21 protein-coding genes and 1 tRNA gene are annotated in these 24,844 nt (G+C 54.4%); 16 read left to right on the plus strand and 6 right to left on the minus strand.

Annotated elements, in window-relative coordinates:
• The first annotated feature begins 106 nt into the window (after window positions 1-106).
• Complete coding sequence (locus tag IEX74_RS16105) at window positions 107-448, plus strand: hypothetical protein (protein WP_188815051.1); 342 nt, start codon at window positions 107-109, stop codon at window positions 446-448.
• A 129-nt stretch (window positions 449-577) separates the two neighbouring features.
• Here the strand turns inward: IEX74_RS16105 and IEX74_RS16110 are convergent, their stop codons facing one another.
• Window positions 578-1,771 (minus strand): phosphoglycerate kinase, encoded by a 1,194-nt coding sequence (locus tag IEX74_RS16110; protein ID WP_188815052.1) that lies wholly within the window; start codon window positions 1,769-1,771, stop codon window positions 578-580.
• Window positions 1,772-1,933: 162 nt separating this feature from the next.
• On the opposite strand from IEX74_RS16110, the gene IEX74_RS16115 reads away from it, so the two are divergent.
• From IEX74_RS16115 to IEX74_RS16140, 6 genes are all read left to right on the plus strand, one after another.
• A complete protein-coding gene (locus IEX74_RS16115) occupies window positions 1,934-4,684 on the plus strand; it encodes a D-alanine--D-alanine ligase family protein (protein WP_188815053.1) in 2,751 nt (916 codons plus the stop codon).
• Between the two features lie 194 nt (window positions 4,685-4,878).
• Complete coding sequence (locus IEX74_RS16120) at window positions 4,879-5,664, plus strand: PASTA domain-containing protein (protein ID WP_188815054.1); 786 nt, start codon at window positions 4,879-4,881, stop codon at window positions 5,662-5,664.
• Window positions 5,665-5,913: 249 nt separating this feature from the next.
• Window positions 5,914-7,764: a T9SS type A sorting domain-containing protein gene (locus tag IEX74_RS16125; protein ID WP_188815055.1), complete on the plus strand. Its 1,851-nt coding sequence runs from the start codon at window positions 5,914-5,916 to the stop codon at window positions 7,762-7,764.
• Between the two features lie 88 nt (window positions 7,765-7,852).
• A complete protein-coding gene (locus tag IEX74_RS16130) occupies window positions 7,853-8,152 on the plus strand; it encodes a rhodanese-like domain-containing protein (RefSeq protein ID WP_188815056.1) in 300 nt (99 codons plus the stop codon).
• A gap of 174 nt (window positions 8,153-8,326) precedes the next feature.
• Window positions 8,327-8,776, plus strand: coding sequence for a MarR family winged helix-turn-helix transcriptional regulator (locus IEX74_RS16135; RefSeq protein ID WP_188815057.1), 450 nt, complete (start codon window positions 8,327-8,329; stop codon window positions 8,774-8,776).
• A 41-nt stretch (window positions 8,777-8,817) separates the two neighbouring features.
• Entirely contained in the window at window positions 8,818-9,255 is a 438-nt protein-coding gene (locus IEX74_RS16140) for an organic hydroperoxide resistance protein (RefSeq protein WP_188815058.1), read from the plus strand.
• 82 nt (window positions 9,256-9,337) lie between these two features.
• Here IEX74_RS16140 and IEX74_RS16145 read toward each other — a convergent pair whose 3' ends face one another.
• The gene (locus IEX74_RS16145) at window positions 9,338-11,257 is read right to left on the minus strand and encodes a RecQ family ATP-dependent DNA helicase (protein ID WP_188815059.1); all 1,920 of its coding nucleotides are present in this window, start codon (window positions 11,255-11,257) and stop codon (window positions 9,338-9,340) included.
• A 334-nt stretch (window positions 11,258-11,591) separates the two neighbouring features.
• On the opposite strand from IEX74_RS16145, the gene IEX74_RS16150 reads away from it, so the two are divergent.
• Window positions 11,592-12,086 carry a hypothetical protein gene (locus IEX74_RS16150; RefSeq protein WP_188815060.1) on the plus strand — a complete coding sequence of 165 codons (495 nt, stop codon included), beginning with the start codon at window positions 11,592-11,594 and terminating at the stop codon, window positions 12,084-12,086.
• An 84-nt stretch (window positions 12,087-12,170) separates the two neighbouring features.
• On the opposite strand, the gene IEX74_RS16155 is transcribed toward IEX74_RS16150, so the two are convergent.
• Both IEX74_RS16155 and IEX74_RS16160 read right to left on the minus strand, forming a co-directional pair.
• Window positions 12,171-12,971 carry a hypothetical protein gene (locus IEX74_RS16155; protein WP_188815061.1) on the minus strand — a complete coding sequence of 267 codons (801 nt, stop codon included), beginning with the start codon at window positions 12,969-12,971 and terminating at the stop codon, window positions 12,171-12,173.
• Between the two features lie 377 nt (window positions 12,972-13,348).
• Window positions 13,349-14,002: an ABC transporter ATP-binding protein gene (locus IEX74_RS16160; protein ID WP_086596343.1), complete on the minus strand. Its 654-nt coding sequence runs from the start codon at window positions 14,000-14,002 to the stop codon at window positions 13,349-13,351.
• A gap of 226 nt (window positions 14,003-14,228) precedes the next feature.
• On the opposite strand from IEX74_RS16160, the gene sucC reads away from it, so the two are divergent.
• Window positions 14,229-15,431: an ADP-forming succinate--CoA ligase subunit beta gene (gene sucC, locus IEX74_RS16165; RefSeq protein WP_188815062.1), complete on the plus strand. Its 1,203-nt coding sequence runs from the start codon at window positions 14,229-14,231 to the stop codon at window positions 15,429-15,431.
• A gap of 110 nt (window positions 15,432-15,541) precedes the next feature.
• On the opposite strand, the gene IEX74_RS16170 is transcribed toward sucC, so the two are convergent.
• Window positions 15,542-16,021, minus strand: a complete 480-nt coding sequence (locus IEX74_RS16170) for an Ohr family peroxiredoxin (RefSeq protein ID WP_188815063.1) — start codon at window positions 16,019-16,021, stop codon at window positions 15,542-15,544.
• A gap of 164 nt (window positions 16,022-16,185) precedes the next feature.
• Between IEX74_RS16170 and IEX74_RS16175 the strand changes: the two genes are divergently transcribed.
• A tRNA-Arg gene (locus tag IEX74_RS16175) sits at window positions 16,186-16,257 on the plus strand.
• A 446-nt stretch (window positions 16,258-16,703) separates the two neighbouring features.
• Complete coding sequence (locus IEX74_RS16180; RefSeq protein ID WP_188815064.1) at window positions 16,704-17,189, plus strand: hypothetical protein; 486 nt, start codon at window positions 16,704-16,706, stop codon at window positions 17,187-17,189.
• A gap of 419 nt (window positions 17,190-17,608) precedes the next feature.
• On the opposite strand, the gene IEX74_RS16185 is transcribed toward IEX74_RS16180, so the two are convergent.
• A complete protein-coding gene (locus tag IEX74_RS16185; protein ID WP_188815065.1) occupies window positions 17,609-19,276 on the minus strand; it encodes a catalase in 1,668 nt (555 codons plus the stop codon).
• 350 nt (window positions 19,277-19,626) lie between these two features.
• Between IEX74_RS16185 and IEX74_RS16190 the strand changes: the two genes are divergently transcribed.
• The 5 genes from IEX74_RS16190 to IEX74_RS16210 all read left to right on the plus strand — a co-directional run bounded on the left by IEX74_RS16190 (window position 19,627) and on the right by IEX74_RS16210 (window position 24,834).
• The gene (locus IEX74_RS16190; RefSeq protein WP_229755332.1) at window positions 19,627-20,115 is read left to right on the plus strand and encodes a TlpA disulfide reductase family protein; all 489 of its coding nucleotides are present in this window, start codon (window positions 19,627-19,629) and stop codon (window positions 20,113-20,115) included.
• A gap of 282 nt (window positions 20,116-20,397) precedes the next feature.
• Window positions 20,398-21,933 carry a T9SS type A sorting domain-containing protein gene (locus IEX74_RS16195; protein WP_188815066.1) on the plus strand — a complete coding sequence of 512 codons (1,536 nt, stop codon included), beginning with the start codon at window positions 20,398-20,400 and terminating at the stop codon, window positions 21,931-21,933.
• Between the two features lie 947 nt (window positions 21,934-22,880).
• Window positions 22,881-23,501 (plus strand): T9SS type A sorting domain-containing protein, encoded by a 621-nt coding sequence (locus tag IEX74_RS16200; protein WP_188815067.1) that lies wholly within the window; start codon window positions 22,881-22,883, stop codon window positions 23,499-23,501.
• A gap of 187 nt (window positions 23,502-23,688) precedes the next feature.
• On the plus strand, window positions 23,689-23,895 hold the full coding sequence (locus IEX74_RS16205; protein ID WP_188815068.1) for a hypothetical protein: 207 nt from the start codon (window positions 23,689-23,691) through the stop codon (window positions 23,893-23,895).
• Window positions 23,896-24,108: 213 nt separating this feature from the next.
• Entirely contained in the window at window positions 24,109-24,834 is a 726-nt protein-coding gene (locus IEX74_RS16210; RefSeq protein WP_188815069.1) for a fasciclin domain-containing protein, read from the plus strand.
• Window positions 24,835-24,844: the final 10 nt, after the last annotated feature.

The raw sequence follows: 24,844 nt of genomic DNA on the forward strand, positions 1-24,844 counted from the left end.
TGTGCTGATTCGGTAATCGACCTAGGTAATTGAATTTGCTATCAGCACACCGGCAAATCTGCACATCAGCACATCAACCCTCATCAGCAAATCAACATATTAGCTCATGTCCTCTCCCGACCGCAACACGCCCGAATACCGCTGGAACCTAGCTGCTCGTATTGCTAGCGAAATGATCAGTGCCGGCCTGAGCCACCGCGACATCAACGAATCGACGACCTGCGATGATTTGCTGGAGCTAGGTGATTTGCCCAAGCCGGAAGTCACCTATCTGCGCAGCCTCACACTGCTCGCCGACCACGAAGCCCGCGACCTGTTTGCGCGTCACGCCCGCGGCAAAGCCACGCCCGAAGACCCGGCCGAGTGCACCACCTTCAACTTCTTCCGCCAGCTCGTCTGGATCAATCTGTACAGCCGCCCGGATGGCGAGGATGGGCTGCCGGTGTAGAACCTAGGCCACGTCCTCCATATAAAAAGAACGTCATGCTGAGCTGGTCGAAGCGTCTCTACCACAGTAGAGATGCTTCGACCAGCTCAGCATGACATTCTGTTGTTGAAGACCGAAAGCTAGGTTCTCCTAGCCTTCCAGGGCGGCTACGCCGGGCAGCGTTTTGCCTTCCATGTACTCCAGAAGCGCGCCGCCGCCGGTCGAGATGTACGACACTTTGCTGGTGTAACCTAGCTGATTCACAGCCGCTGCCGAGTCGCCGCCGCCGATGAGGGAGAAGGCGCCGTTCTGAGTGGCTTCGGCAATGGCTTGGGCTACGAACTCCGTGCCTACCGAGAAGTTCGACATCTCGAATACGCCCATCGGGCCGTTCCAGAGGATGGTGCGCGAGTCGCGGATGATAGCGGCAAACTGCTCGCGCGAATTTGGCCCGATGTCGAGGCCCATCCAGCCGAACGGAATGTCGAGGTTGCCGGCAATGTCTACGTCGGCGTCGTTGGCGAAGCGGTTGGCAATCACGCTATCAACCGGCAGCACCAGGTTCACGCCTTTATCTTTCGCTTTCTGAATCAGGCTCTTAGCCAAGTCTACCTTGTCGGCTTCGAGCAGGGAACCGCCAACCGAGCCACCTTGCGCCACGGCAAAGGTGTAGGCCATACCACCACCAATCAGCAGATTATCAACCTTATCGAGCAGCTTCTCGATGATCAAAATCTTATCCGAAATCTTGGCGCCGCCCATAATTGCGGTGAAGGGGCGCTGAGCATCTGTGAGCACGCGGTGTGCGTTTTCCAGCTCGCTCTGCATCACGTAGCCAGCCACACGGTTTTCGGGGGCGAAATACTGCGCCATGACGGCCGTAGAAGCATGGCTACGGTGCGCGGCACCGAAGGCATCGTTCACGTACACGTCGCCGAGGCGAGCTAGCTTTTGGGCGAAGGCCGGGTCGCCTTTTTCCTCTTCGGGGTGAAAGCGCAGGTTATCGAGCAGCAGAATCTCACCGGGTTTCAGCGCGGCAGCCGCAGCCGTGGCTTCTTCGCCAATGACGTCGCCGCCGAACTTAACCTCCTGGCCATATTCGTGTTGCAGCGCCAGCACTAGGTTGCGCAGCGAATTTTTCTTGTCGGGTCCGCCTTTGGGCCGACCTAGGTGCGACAGCAGCACCACGCTGCCGCCATCGGCCAGAATCTTTTTGACCGTGGGCGTCGCCGCATGGATGCGGGTGTAGTCGGTGATGCGCAGCTCTTCGTCGAGCGGTACGTTGAAATCCACGCGTACCACGGCTTTCTTGCCGGCGAAGTTGTACTGATCGAGGGTTCTCATGGAATCAGGAATAGATTTTTAGGAAGTCTGTATACGGGTTTCCGGCCGCAATGTACCAGTAGCGTGGAAATCCATTCGGGTTCGATTGTGTTATAGGGCAGAAATCTAGATTTCCGCGTTACAATCGGAGTAGCCGCGCTACTTCCTACCTTTACGCTACGTATGAAAATAGGCATCTTCTTCGGCGGCCCGTCGCGCGAGCGGGAAATTTCCTTCGCGGGTGGCCGCACCGTATACGACAACCTCGACAAGTCGCTCTTCCAGGCCGTTCCAATCTTCGTGGACAGCCTCGGCAATTTTATTCTGCTCGATTGGCAGTACATCTACAAAGGCACCATCCGCGACTTCTACCCGCCGGTGGCAGCGCTGCCCGCTTCCGAGCACAAGCTGCAAGTGTATCTGGAGAGCCTCGGCGAGCTAAGCGTAGCGGAGCAGGACCAGATTATCAGTCAAGTTGGGCGGCGCGTGCTGCCTCAGGAACTAGGTTTGCTGATGGACTTTGCCTTCCTGGCTCTGCACGGCCCCGGCGGCGAAGATGGCGCTATTCAGGGCTTGCTCGAATGGTACGGCATTCCTTACTCCGGCTCCGGCATTCTGCCCTCGGCGTTTGGCATTGATAAGATTGCGCAGAAAAAACTACTCAAAGCCCTAGGTCGCCCCACGCCTGATTTCCGCGTGATAACCGCTGCTGAATGGGACGTGGCCGACCCGGAGGCCACCCTAGGTTATTTGGTGCGCGAGCTAGGTTTGCCGCTGGTGTTCAAGGCGCCGCGCCAAGGCTCCAGCATCGGCGTGAGCATTCTGCGCGAGCAGGATGTGGCCAAGTTCGAAGCAGCTATTGAGCGTAGTCTGTTTCGCAAAACGATGATTCGCGAAGAGTGGCAAGGCCTAGGTCAGCAAGGACAGCTAGCCTGGTTGCAGCAGCTCACCGACATTCGCGAAGGCATCGGCCTACCGGTTCAGTTAACAGTTATCAGTGACCAGTTAACAGACGAAAATTCAACACTCGACACTCAAAACTCAACCCTTCTCTATCACCCCGAAGCATTGCTCAACAAGCTCAACGAGCTATTCCAAACCGTTGAAGCCGTACGCCTGACCAACGTCGACGGGGAGACGCAGGTGCTGGTGGAGAGCTTCGTGGCTGGGCGCGAGTTTTCGTGCATCGTGGTGGAAGACCCGAACGGCGAGCCGCTTGCTTTGCCGCCCACGGAGATTGTGAAAGGCGAAGAGCTGTTCGACTACCGCTCGAAATACCTGCCCGGCCTGAGCCGTAAAGTGACGCCTATTGACCTGCCCGAAGCGGAGATTCAGCGGATTCGCGAAGCTTGCCAGGAGATGTTCACGACGTTTGGCTTCCAGGTGTATGCGCGTCTGGATGGCTTCCTAGGCAAAGACAACCAGCTATTCCTCAACGACCCCAATACTACGTCGGGAATGCTGCCAGCCTCGTTCTTCTTCCACCAAGCCGCCGAAATTGGCCTGAACCCGTCGCAGTTCCTGACTTACCTGATTCGCACCTCGCTGGCGGCGCGGCGCCGGGCCGGCATGCGCCCCGTGAAGCTAGCTTCGCTGCTACAGCAGCTAGACGAAGCCGTGGCCTCGCGTCAGCACGAAGAGAAACAGCGTACCAAAGTAGCCGTGATTATGGGCGGCTACTCGTCGGAGCGCCATATTTCGGTGGAAAGCGGGCGCAACATCTACGAGAAGCTGAGCTCCTCGGTGAAGTACGAGCCGCTGCCGGTATTCCTGACCGGCTCCGCGCAAGAGCACAAGCTCTATCTGCTGCCTATCAACGTGATGCTCAAGGACAACGCGGATGATATTCGCGAGAAGATTGAGTACGCCGAAGCTGGCCACGATTTGCACCCGATTTTGCAACGCATCCGCCGCGAGGCTGAGCCGATTACTAGCACCTACGCTGGTCAGCCCACGGCGCAGCCGCGGCGCATCTTGTTCGAGGAGCTAGCCGAACTGGTGGATGAAGTGTTCATTGCCCTGCACGGTCGGCCGGGCGAGGACGGCGCATTGCAGCGCCAGTTGGAACAATACGGCTTGCCGTACAATGGTTCGGGTGTAGTATCTAGCAGCGTCACTATCAATAAGTTCGAAACGAACAAGCGGCTGCGTGAAGCAGGTTTACGTGTGGCGGAGCACCGCATGGCCAACCGCCTGGAGTGGGAAGCCGACGCGGAAAGCTTCTACCGCAGCCTCGAAACCCAGTTCCCCTACCCTTTCATTGCCAAGCCGGCCGACGACGGCTGCTCTTCGGCGGTGAAAAAAATCAAGAACCGGGCGGAGTTGGAAGCGTTCTGCCACCTCATGTTCCGCGACCAGGAAGACCTGGAAACGACGGCCGCCAACACGCTGCACCTAGGTTTCAAGGAAGAATTCCCGCGCAAAGATGCTTTCCTGGTCGAAACGCTGATTGAGCGCGACGGCGCCCAGCACTTCCTCGAAATCACCGGTGGCTTGCTCACCCACTGGCGCCCCGATGGCACCTACGACGTGGAAGTGTTTGAAGCTTCGGAAGCCCTAGCTACCGGCGAGGTGCTGAGCCTGGAAGAGAAGTTCTTGGCTGGTGAAGGTCAGAACATTACGCCGGCCCGCTACGCCGCTGATGTGCAGGAGCGGCAGCGCATTTCGGAGGAAGTGAAGCACGAACTGCGCCGCGTGGCCGAAGTGCTGAACATCCAAGGCTACGCCCGCATCGACGCGTTTGTGCGCGTGCGCGAAACGGGCGCAGTGGAGGTCATCATCATCGAGGTAAACTCCCTGCCCGGCATGACGCCCGCCACCTGCATCTTCCACCAAACGGCCCTGAACGGCTACACGCCCTACGATTTCATCGACCGGATTCTGGAGTTCGGGAAAGAGCGCACCAGCCGTTTGCAATTGGAAACGAAAAGCTAGGTTTCAGCGCCGAATTGATTGTAAATGACCGTCATGCTGAGCTTGTCGAAGCATCTGGCGTGCATTGGTGTATAATTACTACCGCACGCCAGATGCTTCGACAAGCTCAGCATGACAACCTAGGTTTCTAGCTTTTAACGCTAATTTCGCCCTCCTGGCTTCTAACTCCCAGCTCCTAGCTCCTCCCCTAAAAAATGGCTTTTCTTAAATCCGACACCCCGCTCGACGTTGCGAAGCACCTGCTGGTGATGCTAGCGGTGGGGGCGTTGCTGTTGTTCACCTTTTTTTTCATCTACCTACCCATTACCACCCACCACGGTGAAACCATTGTGGTGCCGAAAGTGACCGGTATGCGGCTCGAAGCGTTGGAAGATTACCTCGACGACCACGATCTGCGCTACTTCGTCGACGACTCCAGCTATAACCCTAGGATTCAGCCTTTCACGGTGCTGACCCAGGACCCTGCACCGGGTGAGCGAGTGAAAGAAGACCGCAAAATCTACATCTCGGTGAGCATGAAACACCCACCGGTGATTAAGATGCCGACCCTTACCGGCGGCTCGATGAAGAACGCCCAAATGATTTTGCGCAGCTACGACCTGGTAGTAGGCGAAATCAAGCTGGTGCCGAACCTGGAGCAGAACGCCGTGCTCAAGCAACTGGTGAATGGCAAGGAAATCGCGCCCGGCGCACCCATTGCCAAAGGCACCCGCGTGGACCTGGAAGTAGGCGACGGGCTGGGCAATCAGGAGTTTCCGGTGCCGAACGTCGTGAATATGCCGGCTGATGAGGCCACTACCCTGCTCGTGGGCCAGGGCTTACAGGTGGGTGAAATTTTCTACCAGCCCGCCCAGGAAGGACAGGCCGATGGCACCGTAGTGAAGCAACGGCCGGTAGCCGGCCCCGGCGCCACTATTCGCATGGGCCAACTGGTCGATTTGTGGGTAGCGGGCCAGGAACCGGTGAAGCCAGTGCAGTAAGCTTGTTCGTCATTCCGAGCAGCGCGAGGAATCTGGATTAGATACCTAGGTTCGTAACCCAGATTCCTCGCTTGGCTCGGAATGACAGTATGATTTAACAGAAGCCGTGCCTTCCAGCACGGCTTCTTTGTTGAAATTATGCGTAGCAAACCTAGGTATCATACTAAACTAAAACTCTTTTCGGTTAGCCTGTTACTACCTTGCCTGCACCCATAGCGTAATCACTGGAAGTCGCTTAACGATGAGCTTATGACCTACCCCAAACACTTACACCACGCTTTCTTGCTGCTCCTGAGTTTGTTGCCGCTGGCCACCCGCGCCCAGACGGTAGCTCCCCTGGCCACCGACCTTAGCCGTACAACTCAACAAACTGCTTCTGCTTCCGTTGGGGCGCGAGGCACGGCGCTATCATTGCCCGTGTTCGACGATTTTTCGGGGCGCGAAGGGCAGCCCAATTCGCAAGTGTGGGCTGCGCGGGGCGGCACTCTGGTGAATAACCGCTTTGCGGTAGCGGCCCCCTCGCGGGGCGTAGCCACCTTCGACGGACTTAACGCGAATGGCCAACCCTACGGCTCGGCCGTCAGCGACACCGATACGCTTACTTCCCAACCCATCGACCTAGGTGGTCTCACGGCAAGCGCGCAGGTGTACCTGAGCTTCTTCTGGCAGGCTGGCAGCATTGTGGGGGCACCTTCGAGCAACAGCAGCAGCCGGCCCGTATTCTTAGAGGCTGATTTTCTGGATAATACCGGCGTGTGGCGCCAGGTGTGGGTGCAGCGGAGCACAGGCGTGCAAACCGCGTTTCAGCAGCAGTTCGTGGCTGTCACAGATGCGCGTTACCTGCACAGTGCTTTCCAGTTCCGTTTTCATACTTCTGGCAATCAGGCCAATACCAACGACACCTGGAGCATCGACTATGTGTACCTGAACCGCGACCGGTCGGCGACCAGCAATTCTTACCGCGACATTGCCACCAGCGCGCCGCTTACCAGCTTGCTCAAGCGCTACACCGCTATCCCGGTCTGGCAATACAATGCTAGCTCCAACCCGGCTAACGAGCTGAACGACCGCACGTTCACGACGCTCAACAACTTCGACGTAGGCCCGGCTAACACGCCCGTGGCTTGGACGGGCACTTTGCAGGTGCTACCAGCCGGCGGTACTTCTACCTTTGTCACCGGCAACCGCTCCCTGCAACCTAGCCAGCAGCAACTCGCCGTGGAAGGCAACGTGCGCAACACGCCGCTGTCCACGTCGGCCGAAGGCAAACGCGTGCGTCACACCATCACGCTGCTCACCAACGAAACCAATCCGCAAACGCTGCCTAACGACACCATCAGCCGCGTCACGGAGCTGACGGATTACTACGCCTACGACGACGGCACGCCCGAGGCCATGGTGACTACCAGTGCCTTTAGCTACCTGGTTTACCGTTTCGACCTCAACAAATCTGACTACGTGCGCGGCCTGCGCTTGTACATGCTGCCCTCGCCTACCGCTTCCAGCCGAACGCTTACTATTGGCATTTGGGACGACAAAAGCGGAAAACCAGCAGGGCTGCCCAAAGCAACGCAGTCGTACGCTGTGCCGACTTCGCCGGCAGCAAACTACGTCGACGTGAATTTTCCTTCGCCGGTAGCTGTGAATGGCACGTTTTACATCGGCTACGCAGCCAGCGGCAACTTTCTGCAAACGGGTCTAGATTATAACAGCCCCGTTCCCGACAATTACCTTCTGATTTCGAACGGCCCCGTCACGGCCACCAGCGACAACTGGGCGGCTCCAACCAGCCCGCTGCCCGGCGCCGTGATGATGCGCCCTGCCCTGACCAATGGCGTCGTGACGGGCATAGCTGATGCAGCTACGGCGGCTAACTTTAGCGTATATCCGAACCCTAGCTCCGGTATTGTGCGCGTGCAGGGACACTATACGCACGCCACCGTGCTCGATGGGCTAGGTCGTGTGGCCTGGGTGCAACCCGCAAGCCAAATAGGCCAGGAAGAGCTGGATCTTAGCGCGTTACGGGCTGGCGTGTACGTGGTGCAGCTAGCCTTACCTAACGGTTCGACGGTTACCAAACGACTAATTCTGACGGAATAAGCCCGGTAGTTGTGGCCGCATTCTTCCGATTTTTCCGAAATTGCGCCTTTTACGCTCCACTACATTCCTTTCCCTTTCCTTCAATTCCATGTCCGACATTACTCCCGCTGAACTCAAACAACGTCAGCAAGCTGGTGAAGAACTTAACATTATCGACGTGCGTGAGCCGTGGGAAAACGCCGAAGGGCGTATTGAAGGCAGCCAGAATATTCCGCTGGGTGCCCTGCCCACCAAGCTCGATGAGCTGGAAGAGCTGAAAGATCAGGAGGTGATTGTGCACTGCAAAGGTGGCGGCCGCTCGGCTTCAGCCAAGGCATTTCTGGCCCAGCAAGGCTTCACCAACGTGCGCAACCTGATTGGCGGCTTCTCTGCCTACCAGCAGTCGTAATCCTCGGAGTAATCAGCGTTGATGAGCCCGGTAATTGTGCAGTGCACAGCTACCGGGCTTTTTCATGCTTATTCTTTATACTTCTCTATCAGCTAGTTGCAAACTATTTACCCCTATTCGGTTGTATACAATCAAATTTCACAAAACTAAACCTAGCTTTGTCCACCGAAAATCATGAACCAGCCTGCTGCCAACGACGCCAACGAACTCCTGAAGCTGGACAACCAATTGTGTTTTCCGCTTTATGCCTTGTCGCGCATGTTTACCAAGGCGTACCAGCCTTATCTGCAAGCCTTGGACATGACGTACCCGCAGTACTTGGTGCTGATGCTACTGTGGGAGCACCAGGAGCTAACGGTGAAAGAGTTAGGCGAAAAGCTACTGCTCGATTCCGGTACGCTCACGCCCCTGCTCAAGCGCATGGAGCAGCGTCAGTGGCTCAGTCGCCGCCGCGACCCCAGCGACGAGCGCTCTGTGCTTATCAAGCTGCTGCCCGCCGGACAAGCACTCCAGGCACCGGCCTGCCAGATTCCCATGCAGCTGGCAGAAAAACTCCTGCTTACCCCAACCGAGTTTGAAAACCTGCGTGCTCAGCTGCACAAGCTGCTGGCCGTGCTACGCTAATTGTTCCTTTTTCCCTTTCACCCACACCTTCCCTTTTCGTTATGAAAATCGAGAAAGTCTTTACCGCGCAGGCGCTTGCCAAAGGAGGCCGCGACGGCCATGTTACCTCCAACAACCAAGTGCTGGACCTAGCTTTGAGCACGCCCAAAGAAATGGGTGGCCCTGGTAAGCCGGGTGCTACCAATCCTGAGCAGCTGTTTGCCGCTGGCTATGCAGCCTGCTTCGAAGGTGCATTGGGCGTAGCCGCTCGCCAGGCCAACGTGAAGCTGGAAGGCGTGACGGTAGAAGCATTTATCGGCTTCGGCAAGGCCGAGGATGGCGGCTACGGCATTTCGGCTGATCTGCACGTGAACATTCCCGGCGTAGAGCAAGCCCAGGCGGAGCAGTTGGTAGAAGCCGCGCACGGCATCTGTCCCTACTCGCGTGCCACCCGCGGCAACATCGACGTGACGCTGAGCACCACCACGAACCCGGCGTAAGCTAGGTCTGCCAAAAAGCGGCGTGGATTTCAGCTTACTGAAATCCACGCCGCTTTTTGGCAATTGCTTTATACCCAGAAACCTAGGTCAATCTACCATCGGCAGCGTAGCGCAGCTCGCCCAAATCTACTAGCTCCCGCAGCAGTTCCGTAACTGCCGCCGCTTGTGCAGGAGCAAACTGGCCCACAATGGCACGCGGCGTCTGCGGGTTAGCGCGCACCAACGTCAGCAGATACTGCCGTAGCTCCGGAGCGGCTGGCGCTGGGTTTTGCTGTTTTTTCTTCGCCAGGCAATAGTCGCACACCTTGCAGACCGGCGCGTTTAGCTCGCCAAAGTATTCGAGAAGCAGTTGTTGCCGACAGCGCCCGCCAGCGGCGTAGCGCACCACGGCCGCGGTCTTTTGCTGAGCCAGCTCCCGCGTGGCGCGCAAATGCTTCTGATCCAAGGGCAATTTATCAGCGTCGTAGCGCGGCGTGGTGAACAGCGCCTGCGGTGAATCGTGGCGGGGCTGGTATTGGATAATGCCCGAACGATGCAGAAACAGCAGCATCTTGCGTACATCTACCACACTGAGGCGCAGGTACTGTGCCAGGCTGTTCTCAGAAATACGCTGAAAGCTGGTGAATATCTCGCCTCCATTTAGCCGCAGCAACGATTTTATCAGCTTATCGTGCTGAGCATTCGCGACCTGGAAGCGGTATAAGTCATTATGGTCAATTGGGATATGTACGCGCGCCGGATTGTTCACCGCTTCATTTACCTGCACAAAGCCTTCCCGCTCCAGCGTCCGCAACGCATTGTGCGCATCCAAGGCTTTAATACGGTACGTTTCGGCAAATTGCTGAATATCAAAGTCAAAAGCTACTAACTCACCCCCACCCACGGCCGTACGCGAGAAGTTGGCCAGTGCCTGATACACACGCCGTACCGTATCAAGCGGCGGATGAGCTAGCTCGGTGCGGCGCTGCAAATCCTCAGCATCATTGGGCCCGGTAAGCAGCACCGCAAAAGCATACTTCTCATCCCGACCGGCCCGACCGGCTTCCTGGTAGTATGCTTCCAGGTTGTCGGGCGCGTCGAGGTGCACTACCAGACGCACATCGGGCTTGTCGATGCCCATGCCGAAGGCGTTGGTAGCCACCATAATGCGCGTACGATCCTGCATCCAATCCTGCTGCGTGCGGTGGCGCTGCTCGGCGGGTAGGCCGGCATGGTAAGCGGCGGCGGGCAATTGGTATTGTTGCAAAAAAGCCGCCGTATCCTCCGTCTGCCGGCGCGTGCGAGCGTAGATAATGGCCGTTTTGCCTGGCCCCACCCCGCGCACGATTTCCAGAAGCCGCCGCATTTTATCTTCCGTCTGAAAAACCGAGTACGACAGATTGGGCCGGGCAAAGCTTTGTTGGAAAACCTGATAGCCCAGCCGAAAGCCTAGCTTTTCCACAATATCCTGCTTCACCTGCGCCGTGGCCGTGGCGGTCAGGGCAATCACGGGCACCTTCGGCAGCAGCTCACGCAAGGCAGCAATCTGGAGATATGGCGGCCGAAAATCGTAGCCCCATTGCGAGAGGCAGTGTGCCTCATCAATAGCGAGCAAGTTGACGCGCATACGAGCCACGCGGGCCCGAAACAGATCCGTTAGGAGTCGCTCGGGCGACACGTACAGGAACTTCACCGGCCCATACACGCAGTTATCGAGGGTCTGATCAATTTCCTGGTGGCTCATGCCCGCGTAGATGGCTTCAGCCCGAATACCTTGCTGGCGCAGGCGCTCTACTTGGTCCTTCATCAGCGCAATCAGCGGCGACACTACCACGCAAATGCCGTCGCGGGCCAGTGCAGGCACCTGAAAGCAGATGCTTTTGCCGCCACCCGTCGGCAGCAAAGCTAGGGTATCCTGCCCCGCTAGTACCGAGCGAATGATATCCTCTTGCAATGGTCGGAACGCCTTATGGCCCCAATGCTGGCGAAGCAAGTGCAGAATGTCGTCGGTAGGTGCGAGCAAGGCAGTAAGCGTATTGGCAGAACAACGAAGATAAGACCGTAGCCTCGGAAACTAAACGGCTTACCCAGAGTCGCTCCCTTTTTACCAGGTCCGACTTGCGGCATTGTTCTGGTAGACAGGTTCAACCCTTCCCAACAACATTCTTTAAAAAATTATAATAACTATTTACAAGATCAAACTAAATCCTATTCACATTATATAGTATTATATATACATTTGTTTTAGCTTACCAATACAAGACAGGGTCTCAATTGCACTATACCTGTGCAGCACATTTCATTTTTTACTCCCTCCTCCTTCACCGCACCCACCTACTATTTGCAAAGTATCAATTATGGAAGATAAAATACTGCTTACCGCCCCAAACGTTACTGCTTACTATGATGCCGTTAACGACTGGCTTTACCTGGATTGGCATGGTGAGCTAGATCTAGAGCTAATCCGCACAAATTGCCTACAGGTAGCGCGTTGTTTCCTGACAAAACGCTATAAACGCATCCTCAACGACAATACCAACATCATGAAGATTACGCCCGATGTAGCTCCTTGGCTGGCAAAGGAGTTTTTGCCGTACATGCGCATGGTAGGCATCGAGTATGTGGCCTGGGTGTACTCGCCTAGCATGGAGGTGCAGAACGACACCGAAGTAGCTTTGGAAAAGCTTTCCGCGCCCGTAGTAGCCCTCTTCGATGACATGGCATCGGCCTACGACTGGTTGAGCGGCGTCAAGTTCAAGTCGCCGGTGATGCTAACGCCGATCCAAAGCGTTACCCAAATCATGACAGATTTAAAGAACCGGATTCTGTCTTTGGGCGGAAGCGTGTCTTAAAGAATTATAATTAAGTCTAAACACAAAAAAGCCCGGCTCCAACTGGAACCGGGCTTTTCGTTTTATATAAAGTCAACCTAGCTTTTAAGCCGCCGCCGACTCACCGTTTTCACGGTCGTCGATGGCTTTGCGCAGCTTGGCGATGGCCTGCGTGGCACGCTCCTCATCCAAGCGGTTGATGTTGAGCAGCATCTTAGTCTTCTCCTGACGCGTAATCACCGGATGGTTCAGCAGGCGGATAATCTCTTCCTTCTGCGAAGCCGTGGCGTAAGAAACAGCCGGCGTTTCTACTAGCGCTGGTTCGGCGGGCACGGCTTTCATCGGAGCCGGCGCTTCAGCTGCTACGGCCACCGGAGTAGCCTCGGGTGCAACCGCCAATGCAGGCTTCACCTCCGACGTATTACCAGCGTAATCCATTTCTTCGGCAGGCGTAGGCTCGTAGCCAGCAGCCCGAATGATCCAGGCTAGGATATTGCGGTAGGCTTTGCCAATGGCACGCGTCTGCGCCATGCTCATGATGGCAAACTCCTGGTAGAATTTCTTACCGTTCTCCTTGTTCGAGCAGACGGCAAAGCCAGCGCCTACCGTGTGCCCTGAGCGCAGATCGAACAGCGTGACTTTGGCCTGGTATTTCAACTCCGTTTCGGTGCTGACGTTGATGACGTGGTCGACGATCGGCACGATGCCGAGGCGCGAGCCGGCATACTGCCAGCCTTCCACGTTTACAAACTCTTTGCCTTGCACCGTCGTCGAGAGCTTGTTATCCTTGATGAACTTGGCTAGGTCCGTAGCCAAGTGCAGCGTCTCGTCGGAACGGGAGATGTCGTAGCTCTCAACTTTGTTCTTGCGAGCTGGCTCCTTGGTGATTTTGGTAGCTTCGTTCATGGCGGTTTCCATAAGTGTCCTGTAGTACGTTGTGATGTTCAGATATAGAACTAAAGATACTCTATAAAGGTGCAAAAACCCACCTGTTTTTTAGCATTTTTTGTCATTGTAAATCAAGTACTTACAAAGTAATTTTTAAAACTTTTTACTAATTGAATTAGACAAACATCAGAGTAGGTATGCTCAGCTAAGAAGTTTGGCTCAGCAGCATACTACACACCTGTCAGTCAGCAAAATAACAGCTGACTACCTAGGTGCGCACCCAGACAGTCAGCTGTAGCAACGTTCCGTCGCAGCTTCGGACGCGTTCCGGGAAAGAAAAAGGCTGTCAGAGCCTAGGTCCTGACAGCCTTTTTAACGTGTTTCAGCTCAGCGGGTTACTCCGAGATGTAGCCGTCTTTCATAATGATCTTACGGTCGGCCATTTCGGCCAGCTGATCGTTGTGGGTCACAATCACGAAGGTCTGACCTAGCTCTTTGCGCAACAGAAAGAATATCTGGTGCAACTCCTGGGCGTTCTGCGAGTCGAGGTTGCCGCTGGGCTCGTCGGCAAAGATAATTTCGGGCGAGTTGATCAGGGCGCGGGCCACGGCGGTGCGCTGCTGCTCGCCTCCACTCATCTCGCTGGGCTTGTGGTCGGCGCGGCGTTCCAGGTTCAGCATGCCGAGCAACTCGCGGGCCCGAACGCGGGTTTCCTTTTCGGAGCGGCCTGCTAAATAGGCCGGCAAGCACACGTTTTCGAGGGCCGTAAACTCGGGCAACAGGTTATGAAACTGAAAGATGAAGCCAATATGGCGGTTGCGAAACCTAGCTAAGTCGGAGCGCTTCAGCGAGCTAACCGACTCACCATCAAATAATACCTCGCCCGAATCGGGGTTATCGAGGGTACCTAGGATGTGGAGCAGCGTGCTTTTGCCCGCACCCGACGAGCCTACAATAGAGACAATTTCGGACTTTTCAATGGTCAGGTCGATGCCTTTGAGTACTTCCAGCGTATTGTAGCGCTTGCGAATGTTAATGGCCTGCAACAAGGTAGGTCAGCGTTAAGGAACGGGTCGAGGACAAATCTACGGATTGTAGGTGGTTGTGGGGGTAGGAGTTGCGGGATAATTGTGCGGCTGAAGTTTCGGCCTTTAGCCCAACGCTAAGCTGGCGCCACAACCTAGGTTCAACCCCGCCCCTACTTTTACACTTCCATGCTCAGGGATTATTACCTACTTTCGTGCCTAGTTACCACTTTCCACTGATTGACCCCCTATGAACATTCACGAGTATCAGGGTAAAGACATTTTAAAAAGCTACGGCGTCCGGGTGCAGGAAGGCATCGTGGCCGATACGCCGGAAGAAGCCGTAGCAGCTGCCAAGCGCCTGACCGAAGAAACGGGCACGAGCTGGTACGTAATTAAAGCCCAAATCCACGCCGGTGGCCGCGGCAAAGGGGGCGGCGTGAAGCTGGCTAAAAACCTGGAGCAAGTAAAAGACATTGCTGATCAGATCATTGGCATGCAGCTGGTGACCAAGCAAACCGGCGCTGAAGGTCGTAAGGTGCATAAAGTGCTGGTCGCCCAGGACGTGTACTACCCCGGCGAGTCGGAGACACAAGAATTCTATATGAGCGTGCTGCTCGACCGCGCAACGGGTCAGAACGTTATCATCTACACCACGGAAGGTGGCATGGACATCGAGGAAGTGGCTGAGGCGCATCCCGAGAAAATCCACCACGAGCACGTTGACCCACGCGTAGGTCTGCAAGCATTCCAGGCCCGCAAGATTGCCTTCAACCTAGGTTTGTCGGGTGAGGCGTTCAAGGAGATGGTGAAGTTCGTAACGGCTCTTTATAAGGCTTACGACGAAACCGACTCGGCAATGTTCGAAATCAACCCCGTGTTGAAAACGTCGGACAACAAGATTCTAGCCGTTGACGCGAAGGTGAACCTCGACGACAATGCCCTCTACCGCCACAAGGCTTTCGCCGACCTGCGCGACACCAACGAGGAAGACCCCTTGGAAGTGGAAGCTTCGGAGTCGCACCTGAACTACGTGAAGCTCGACGGCAACGTGGGCTGCATGGTAAACGGCGCTGGCCTGGCAATGGCGACCATGGACATCATTAAGCTATCGGGCGGTGAGCCTGCCAACTTCCTCGACGTAGGCGGTGGGGCCAACGCACAAACCGTAGAAGCTGGTTTCCGCATCATCCTGAAGGACCCGAACGTGAAGGCCATCCTGATCAACATCTTCGGTGGTATCGTGCGTTGCGACCGGGTTGCCAACGGTGTGGTAGAAGCCTACAAGAACATCGGCGACATCCGCGTGCCGATCATCGTGCGTCTGCAAGGCACCAACGCCGAAGAAGGCGCCCGCATCATCGACGAATCGGGCCTGAAAGTATTCTCGGCCGTGTTGCTGAAAGATGCCGCTCAGAAAGTGAAAGAAGTGCTGGCTGGTCAGGCTGCTTAGTCTCTGAAAAGCTAGCTTAACAGAAAGCCCGTCTGACGTATCAGACGGGCTTTTGTTTGTACTCAATTTGAAGCCATCTAGCGAAGAGTTGCTAAAGCCAGGTAATGCTTTTACTGCACTCCACCCTTTTCTGCTACGCCTGCATTTTCTTCGGCTTCAACTGGTATAGCTTGGCCTTGCACGCGTAACTCCACTTCCATGTTGCCACGCGTACCTACCGAATACGGACAGATCTTATGCGCCTGACGCACCATATCCACCGTTTTGTCGTGGTCGAATGACTTTAGGTCTATATCCAGCACAGCCGAGAGGCCATAGCCTTCGCCTTCCTGGAACAGGGTTACAGAACACTGCACTGTAGTTTGGGGGTCGAGCTTGTCGCCGCCCCGCTGGGCAATCACGAGCAACGCTTGCTGGAAGCACGACGAATAGCCAGCGGCAAACAGTTCCTCAGGGTTGGTAGCACCTTTCTTCCCGCCTAGCCCTTCCGGCACCGACATATCCATGTCAATAACGCCGGTAGATGAGCGTACGTGGCCGCTGCGGCCGCCAATGGCCGTAGCGTCGGCCGTATACAGATTCTTTTTCATGGTGTAGGTGGTGATAGAATCAGAAGTAATTTTCTGATTAGCTTAACTAGCTTTAGGCCATTTAGGTTACCTGTTCTTTCAGGACTAGCGCTCAGCATAAGTTTGCGCCAAATGCGTTTCGGGTTTGGCAACCGACTTTTTTCTCTCTACTTTTGCCCCACTTCGGTCGCGTCGTACAACGGATAGTATAAGAGTTTCCGAAGCTCTTGATCTAGGTTCGATTCCTAGCGCGACCACTGACCTCGATAAAAAGGCCCTTTCTAATGTAGAAAGGGCCTTTTTGTTTTTAGGTCATTTTTATGTAAAAAAAGATTTTCTTAGATGAATTGCCGGTTGCTCACCAGCAGCTCGTCGATGATTTTGCGATTGTTGGCGTAGGTGTTGCGGCTCAGGATTATGTACGGCTCGCCCCGCTCCCACTCACTCACCTAGGTGCTGGCCCGTAGCGCCGTCGATCATCTGAATGCCGCCACCGTTGTGCTTAAATGATGGCGCAGACTTGCCCTGTGGCTTCGTTCGGACTTCCCTTGCGCTGGCCGGATTACCGTCGTTTCCTCTTCTGAAGGCTAGGTCAGAATATTTTCTATAGGTAAGCAACTGATTTTCAATACGAAATTGAGATTAAAACCACAAAGTCGTTATATTAACTGAACGATTATCCTGTCCGCTAAATCCTACTACAATGCGCTATGCTATGCTTGTCTGTTGGCTGTTGAATAGCCTGCTGGCACTTCCTATCCAAGCTCAGACCGCTACCGACTCCATCAACAGGGCTGCTCGTCTGGCGCCCACAGTGACCCATACCCGACAAGACAGCATCCGGGCTGTCCAGCGCTTGTTCCATGTCCGGCGCAGAACGGGAACCTGGTTTATTGTGGGAGGAACGATTGCCGGTGCGACTATCGCCATCCTCTATGCTGCAACCTCTGCGGTTTCTTCTGTGGTTAACTTCGGCTATCCCTTGACAAACCAAGCGCCCCCCAAAGTAGATAATACTGGCTACGTAGGAGCCGGAGTTGTTGTGGGGATAGGGACAGTGATACCTGCCATTGTTCTAAAAACATCGTTTAACCGAGCGAAGGAAAAGGCACTCCTTCAGGCGTACGAACAAGGAAAACCGATGCCAGCAGATATTCGCAATGCCTTGCATGACAAGTTCTTTCGTTGATAAAGCAAAGCTTAAGTTGTATCGCGATAATACCCTTGACGGCCACTTCTGTTTTACTCCTGCTTTCCATTCATTTTTATTCTAATACTACTCTGTTAGCACTAACCTTCTACAAACTGATTACGAAGCAGCGCAAGTCCCTGGCTTGCAACGGAGCGCCGGATAATGGGTGCCAATTTTTAAGGATAGGTATTCGGTAGCTTTTACCATCTGTATCCGAAAGAAGCGGTTCATTCTCGGGACAGCAAAACCTAGGTCTGCTTCGCAACACTTCTCATTCCGTAAGATCTTTTATGCATCAAAGGCAAAACTCAGCTTGCCTCATCCTAAATAAACAACCCCATACCTACACTCCTAGGAGGTAGATACGGGGTTGTTTATTTACCAGAAGCATCTAGCTTCCAAGTCAGGCAAGGGCCTTAGTAAGGCTTAGCGTCGTGCGCCATTTCTTCGGCTTGCTGCACGGCTTGGCCGGCTTGCTGATCGTTGTACTGGTTGCCACCATCGGCATTGGTAGCAGCTTTGAGGCCTTCAGCCAGACGACGACCCCAATCGGCGTCGCAGTTGGTGCACAGTTCAATCATCTTGTCCTGAATCACCTTCTCGGCATCGGCGAGGGCACCCACCATGTTGTTGATGAGGTCGTCACGCTCCCAATCTTCGTGCTTGCGGTACCGGTCGCCGGCCTGGCCGAAGTTGTTGGTGCGGTCGATGGTCTGACGGATCAGGCGGCCCGTGTACATAGGCTGGTGATCAGGCCCCTGCGAAGGCGACTCCTTCAGGCCATTGAGGCTGCTGGGCTCGTAGTTTACGTGCGGGTTCTGGCTGGGCGCCGCGTCTACGTGGTAGGTCATCTGACCGTCGCGCTGGTTCGTAGCTACGTGCTTTTTGGGCGCGTTAATGGGCAGCTGCAAGTAGTTGGGGCCTACGCGGTAGCGCTGCGTATCCGAGTACGAGAAGGTGCGGCCTTGCAGCATCTTGTCGTCCGAGAAATCGAGGCCGTCTACCAGTACGCCGGTACCGAACGCTGCCTGCTCTACCTCAGCGAAGTAGTTTTCGGGGTTCTTGTTCAGCGTCATCATGCCCACGGGCAGGAAGGGGAACTGATCTTCGGGCCAGATTTTGGTGTCGTCGAGCGGATCGAAGTCCAACTCGGGGTGCTCGTCGTCCGACATAATCTGCACGCACAGCTCCCACTTGGGGAAGTTGCCCTTTTTGATGTTGTCGAACAGGTCCTGGGTGGCGTGGTTGAAGTTTTTGGCCTGAATAGCTTCGGCTTCGGGGGCAGTCAGGTTTTTGATGCCTTGCTGCGGCTCCCAGTGGTATTTCACCAGCACGGCTTCGCCTTGCGCGTTCACCCACTTATAGGTGTTCACGCCCGAGCCCTGCATCTGGCGGTAGTTAGCCGGAATGCCCCAGGGCGAGAACAGGAAGCTCACCATGTGCATGGCTTCCGGGGTGTTCGCAATAAAATCGAAGATGCGCTGGCCGGTCTGGCGGTTGAACACCGGGTCGGGCTTCTGCGAGTGGATCAGGTCGGGGAACTTGATGGCGTCGCGGATGAAGAACACCTTCAGGTTGTTACCTACCAGGTCCCAGTTGCCGTCTTCGGTGTAGAACTTCACCGCGAAACCGCGTGGGTCACGCAGGGTTTCGGGCGAGTGGCCACCGTGGCCCACCGTGGAGAAGCGCACGAACACTGGCGTTTGCTTGCCCTTGGTGTTGAACAGCTTCGCGCGGGTATATTTCTCAATCGGCTCGCCGCCTACGGTACCGTAAGCTTCGAATACGCCGTGCGCGCCGGCGCCACGGGCGTGTACCACACGCTCCGGAATTCGCTCCCGGTCGAAGTGGCTGATTTTCTCAATGAACTGGTAGTTTTCCAGCGTGGCCGGACCGCGGTTACCTACGGTGCGCAGGTTCTGGTTGTTCGATACGGGGTGCCCTTGGCGGGTGGTCAGGGTCTGAGCATTCTCGCCGGAAGCCGTACGCTGGTCCTGGGAGGTACCGGCGCCCGTCACGGCCGTGCCGGTGCCGTCGCCCGAGGCGGGCTGGGCAGCGCCATTCTGATTCTGATCTTGGCTCATAAAGATGGGGACTTGGGTTGTTGAAGTTTCGCAGCTTATACCAGTGGGCTGGCGTAAGTCTTTCTCAAATTAACGCTGCTTTTTGCAGACTATGCAAACGCCCGCCCAACAGATTGGCAGCAGCAAGGAAAGCCGCTAAGCATTCGTTTTGTTTCAAGATTTGCCGTTTTTATGGCCTGAAGGCTCTTAAATGGCAGCGGGGCTTTTGGCTTTGAGCGCTTTACTGTTGGGCAGTCTGTTTGCAAGCACGGACAGTAAGCTAGGTTTGGCCGGTGGCAATGTCACCATTTTATACGCACTCCGGCTGCCCCAAACCAATAACAAAGCACCTAGGGTCGCGTTTAGCAAGCATGAACTATTTGAAAATGCTCGCCTTGGGCGGCTGCCTGCTTGGTGCTGGTGCCGCTCACGCCCAACAAGTGGCTGTTATCAAGCTCCCCGATCTTCAAAAGCGCCTCGCCCGCCCTAGCGACACGACCTACGTGGTGAACTTTTGGGCTACCTGGTGCGCACCTTGTATTAAGGAGCTACCTAGCTTTGAGCAGCTAAACACGACTTACGCCAAGCAGAAGGTGAAAGTGCTCCTGGTGAGCATCGACAACGCCGCGCTGCTCGACAAGAAAGTGAAGCCCTTTGTCGCCAAGCGGGGTCTGAAATCGGAAGTGGTACTGCTCAATGAGCCCGATCCGAATTCGTGGATTACCAAAGTTGACCGTAAGTGGTCGGGCGCCATCCCGTTCACGCTCATGGTCAACAATCAGAAAAAGAAGTACCTAGCTTTCGAAAAGGAATTTACGCAGGCCGAGCTGACCACGCAGGTGCAAGCCTTGGTACGGTGAAACGTATTGGTGCTAACCCTAGCTTTCCTACTGTTCTTCAAAAGCCGGATGCACTATCCGGCTTTTTGCTTTCGGAAAGCTGTCGGCTAGCCTACGTTGATTTGGCGTGTTCTGCAGTGTGTCCTCAGGTTTGTGAGCTAAGTATGATTATTACATATTTTTATAATTATTTTAATTATAACTTATATTATTTTACAGTGAAGAGATGCAAGTCTCTTAAGATTACTACTACATTTGGTTCAGATGCTTCTCAGGTAAGTTCTTCTAAATCAATTAGTAGTTATGAAAGCCATCTTAGCTGCCCGTTCTACCTCCATCTATCTGCTGTGGCGCCCAGTATTCCTTTTCTGGCTGAGCTGGATCGGCTTCGTGGCCGTCGCACAGGCACAATGCTCCACTTGTACGCGCATACTTCCGCCAGGCACAATTTCAAACCTTGCGGTGGGCGCAGGTGAAACCGTTTGTATCCCCGCGGGCACTACCGTTACGGGCAACATCACCTGGAACGATGCGGATGGCATCATCTGTAACAGTGGCACTATTACCAATGCCAGTGTGAACGTGCCTACGCGGGGCACTATTTATAATAATGCCGTTGCCACATTTGAAAATCTGAACCTGAATGGTCCGGATGCGCGGATCTTCAACTACAGCAGCTTAACCGTTAACTCGCTGAATGCTAACAATAACTCCTCGCTCTATAATGGTGCAGGCGCAACGACCAGAGCTGTTAATCTGAATCTAAACAGTATCACCATCAACAACCTAGGTACGCTCATTCTGGAGCAAGGCGTGGCGCTGAACGGGCTGCTTCGTAATGGGTCCAGTGCTTCCTTTACGGCGCCTACCGTCACGATCAACTCTCCGGGCCGTCTTGAAAACCTAGGCAATTTCAATACTAACTTTCTTACAAATAATGCTTTGATCACCAATTGCGGCACGATCAATCAACGAATTTTTAACGTGGATGGCTTTCTTAACAATAGCTCAGGCACCGTCAATAACTACGGCTTGATTGACGTCGTCGGTAATTTCCGGAACGACGGCAACTTCCAGGGTGCTACCCAGGGTGGGGGATTTGGAGCGGTCCAGGTTTCGGGCTTTAGCGTCAATCAGGGAAGCTTTGGTACAGACCCTACAAGCCGCCTGGATTTCTGCGACCGGACCAGCTCTAACAGTGGCCGCTTTGATGATCCGCGTGGTACTATTGGCGCGAGTGTTACTTACTGCCAATTTGCAGCAAGCTCGCAGCTAGCAGGTTGCGCCAATAGTCCGTTGCCTATAGAGCTCACCAGCTTCAGCGCCAAGCTAGGTCAGGGTGGCGTGCTGCTGAGCTGGGCGACGGCGTCGGAGAAGAACAACAATAAGTTTGTGGTGGAGCGCAGCGCTGATGGTAGATCATTCGAGGCCGTATTGGAAGTACCCGGCCACGGCACCAGCACCAGCGCGCACACCTATAGCGTCACCGACGCCTCGCCTCTGCTTGGTACCAGCTACTACCGCCTACGCCAACTCGATTTTGACGGCACCGCAACCTACTCGCCGGTGGCTAGCATTCAGAACCACGCCGCTGCCCTCGTCGGCAAGCTAGGTTTGCATCCGAATCCGGCCGTTGATTACACGATGTTGTCTTTGCCCGAAACAGACGATCAACGTTTTGAAGTACGGATCAGTACGTTGAGCGGGAAGCTAGTACGACGCACTACGGTTAAGCGCGACGAACCCCGCCTCGACTTACGACTGCTACCAGCCGGCACCTACCTCATTCAGGTGCAAAGCTCCACTACGCAGTTAATACAGCGCCTTATCAAACAATAGATGAGCGGATACTCGTCTGCTGCCTTGCTTAAGTACTAAAGCAACGGACATACTAAGTAACCAGATAAGCGGTCGGGTAGATCACCCGGCCGCTTTATTTTGTCTATCCCCTCACATTCAAACGCTTACGTAGAAACAACTAAAGCCATGTTTCAGCACCTAACGCAATATTAAATTTATTATATATAAAAATCTTTAGTTTTTATTGACTTATCACTTGATATATTACAAAAGGATAGTAAGTTTATACCAAAATAGATTTGTCCAGTTTCATCTTACTCCTATACAAACAAATTCTACTCATGCGTTTGTCTTTCCCTACTCAGATTTTCAGGAAGTCTGCTATAACACGAGCGTTGCTAGGTGCCTCTTTACTGGCGCTGAGCCCATTAGCTAGCTGGGCACAGAATACTACACAAGATTTTGAACCTGCCACAGTCAATCTTCCTTATCGAGCGACTGATACAGGCTCGGGAAAGAATGGCCAAGTGTACCAAGGAAGTAGCACACAGTTCACTGCTACGGGAATTAGTGTTGCACCGGCCTCAACTGTTGGTATAAATGACTCTAGAGCATTCGGGCTTGTAAATGACGGCAGCAGCAATGCCGATAATACCCAACTTGATTTTGACCCTGTATTTTTTTCTAATTCTGATGGTGCTACTATCAGGTTCAGATTAGCCGCTTTTTCTCTTGGCAGCAATCAAGGCTTAACTACTGCTGGCTCTGTTATTCTTAGCTTGAGCACAAACGGAGGTTCAACGTATGAGCCTGTAGTAACAGTAAAAGGCCCTCTTAGTGGGGCAGCAGCTTTCTGGGACTATAGCAGCACTCAGGAAGCATCTGCTGTTCTTGGGACGCCCACCGTTGTATATGCCCCAAGTGCTGTTAATGCTACTACAAGTGGTGGAGGTCCTGGTACGGTTACAGTAACTTTACCGCCTGGTATGAATATAAAGCAGGTAAACATTCGTATTACCTTGATTGCCAATACCAATGTTGCGCTACTTATCGACAATGTAATAGTCAGCAGTTCCGCCCCGCTTCCCGTCGAGCTAACCCGCTTCACCGCTGAAGCGCAGGAGAAAAGCGTAGCCCTGCACTGGACCACCGCTTCTGAGAAGAACAGCGACTATTTTGAAGTGCAGCGCGGCACTGATGCGAAGACGTTCACGGCTATCGGCAAGTTGCAGGGTGAAGGCACCACGTCCAGCATGTCCAACTACCTGTTCACCGACCGCCACCCCGTAGCAGGGCTAGCTTACTACCGATTGCGGCAGGTAGATCTGGATGGCACTGAATCGTTCTCGCCGGTAGCTTCCGTGCAGTGGGCCGGCAAGCCAGAGGCTTCCTTCTTCCCAAACCCAAGCGTGCGGGCCATTACCCTAACGGGTGCTAATGGCCTAGTTCACTACCGCGTGTATAGCGTGAAGGGCCAGCAAATAATTGCTGGTGAAGCCCAAGTCGGCAGCACTGTTGATGTGAGCCACGTACCCGCTGGTGTGTATCTGCTTGAGCTCGTGAGTAATGGGCAGCGCAACGTGCAACGCTTTGTGCGCCAACAATAACTCTTTTACTAAAGACAACGACAAAGGGCACCCTAGGTAGGGTGCCCTTTGTCGTTGTGCGGCACCGAAGCTACTTGTTCACCCAAGGCTCAACCCTAGGCCTACTGGCTGCGTATGAGGATCGTTGCAGCCAAAACCGACACGTAAGGTCCGGCTGCACATCTTCATTTCACTTTTATTCTGCATCATGAAGCGTCTGTTTTCTGCAGCTCTGGTTGCCTTAGCGCTAACCGTGGCTACTGCACCTGCTGTACTGGCACAAGGTGACACTACTAAAGTAAAATCGAACAAGAAGACCGCCAAGGTGAAAACTGAAGGAGGTAAAGCTAAAATCGACAAGAAGGACAAGAAGGCTAAAATCAAGGGCGACCAGGTACAATCGGTAACCCCATAGTTTTTCTTTTGTGCTAATTATTTTGAAAAGCCTTTGCCAACCGCAAAGGCTTTTTCTATATTCCGGAGTATTACCACAAGTGGCTCATTGCTATACACATGCGGTAACCCCCTTGAAGTAAGGCTAACCTTATCAAATCAGGGACCCGTATAAACAGGCATCAGTCGTTTCCGCTCCCCTAATTTTCCTCCTTCTCACCCACCAAAACCTTGTATGACGAAGTACTTGCTCTCCACCATTACCCTTGGCTTGGCCCTAACCCTAGGTGCCGCGACTCCCACGTTGGCGCAATCGAAGCCCAAGGTGAAAGCCGATGATGAAAAAGAGAAGATCAAGGAAGACGGCGTGATGACCAAGACGAAGGTGACCAAAGACGGCAAAATGAAGCTGAAAGGCAAAGCCGATGATGGCACCAAAGTGAAGAGTAAAACCCAGCAGCCCACCAGCCTCCAGCTAACGCCAGCCGACGAGACATCAGGCGTGGTGGTGGGCGGCGCCCTGATGACCGCCGACAAGAACATCGTAGCCAACGCCGTGAATTCGACCGAGCACACCACACTGGTGGCTGCTGTGGAGGCTGCTGGCATGGCCAAGACTTTGGAAGCCGCTGGCCCTTTTACGGTGTTTGCGCCCACCAACGCCGCGTTCGATAAGCTCCCGACCGGCACGGTGAACGCGCTGGTAATGCCTAAGCGCAAGAGCAAGCTAGCCACGATTCTGTCCTATCATGTAGTACCGGGCCGCCTTACAGCTGCCGATCTGCAAGACGGACAAACCCTGACCACGGTGGAAGGCGAGCAGCTAACAGTGCTGAAAACCAAAGATTCGGTGATGCTGCGCGACCGGAAAGGCGGGCTGGCTAACGTGACAATTCCTGACGTGCCTTCCAGCAATGGCATCACGCATGTAGTTGATACTGTGCTGATGCCGGGCAAGTAAGCACCCGTAC

The sequence above is a fragment of the Hymenobacter cavernae genome, from assembly GCF_014641455.1.
Taxonomy (GTDB): Bacteria; Bacteroidota; Bacteroidia; order Cytophagales; family Hymenobacteraceae; genus Hymenobacter; species Hymenobacter cavernae.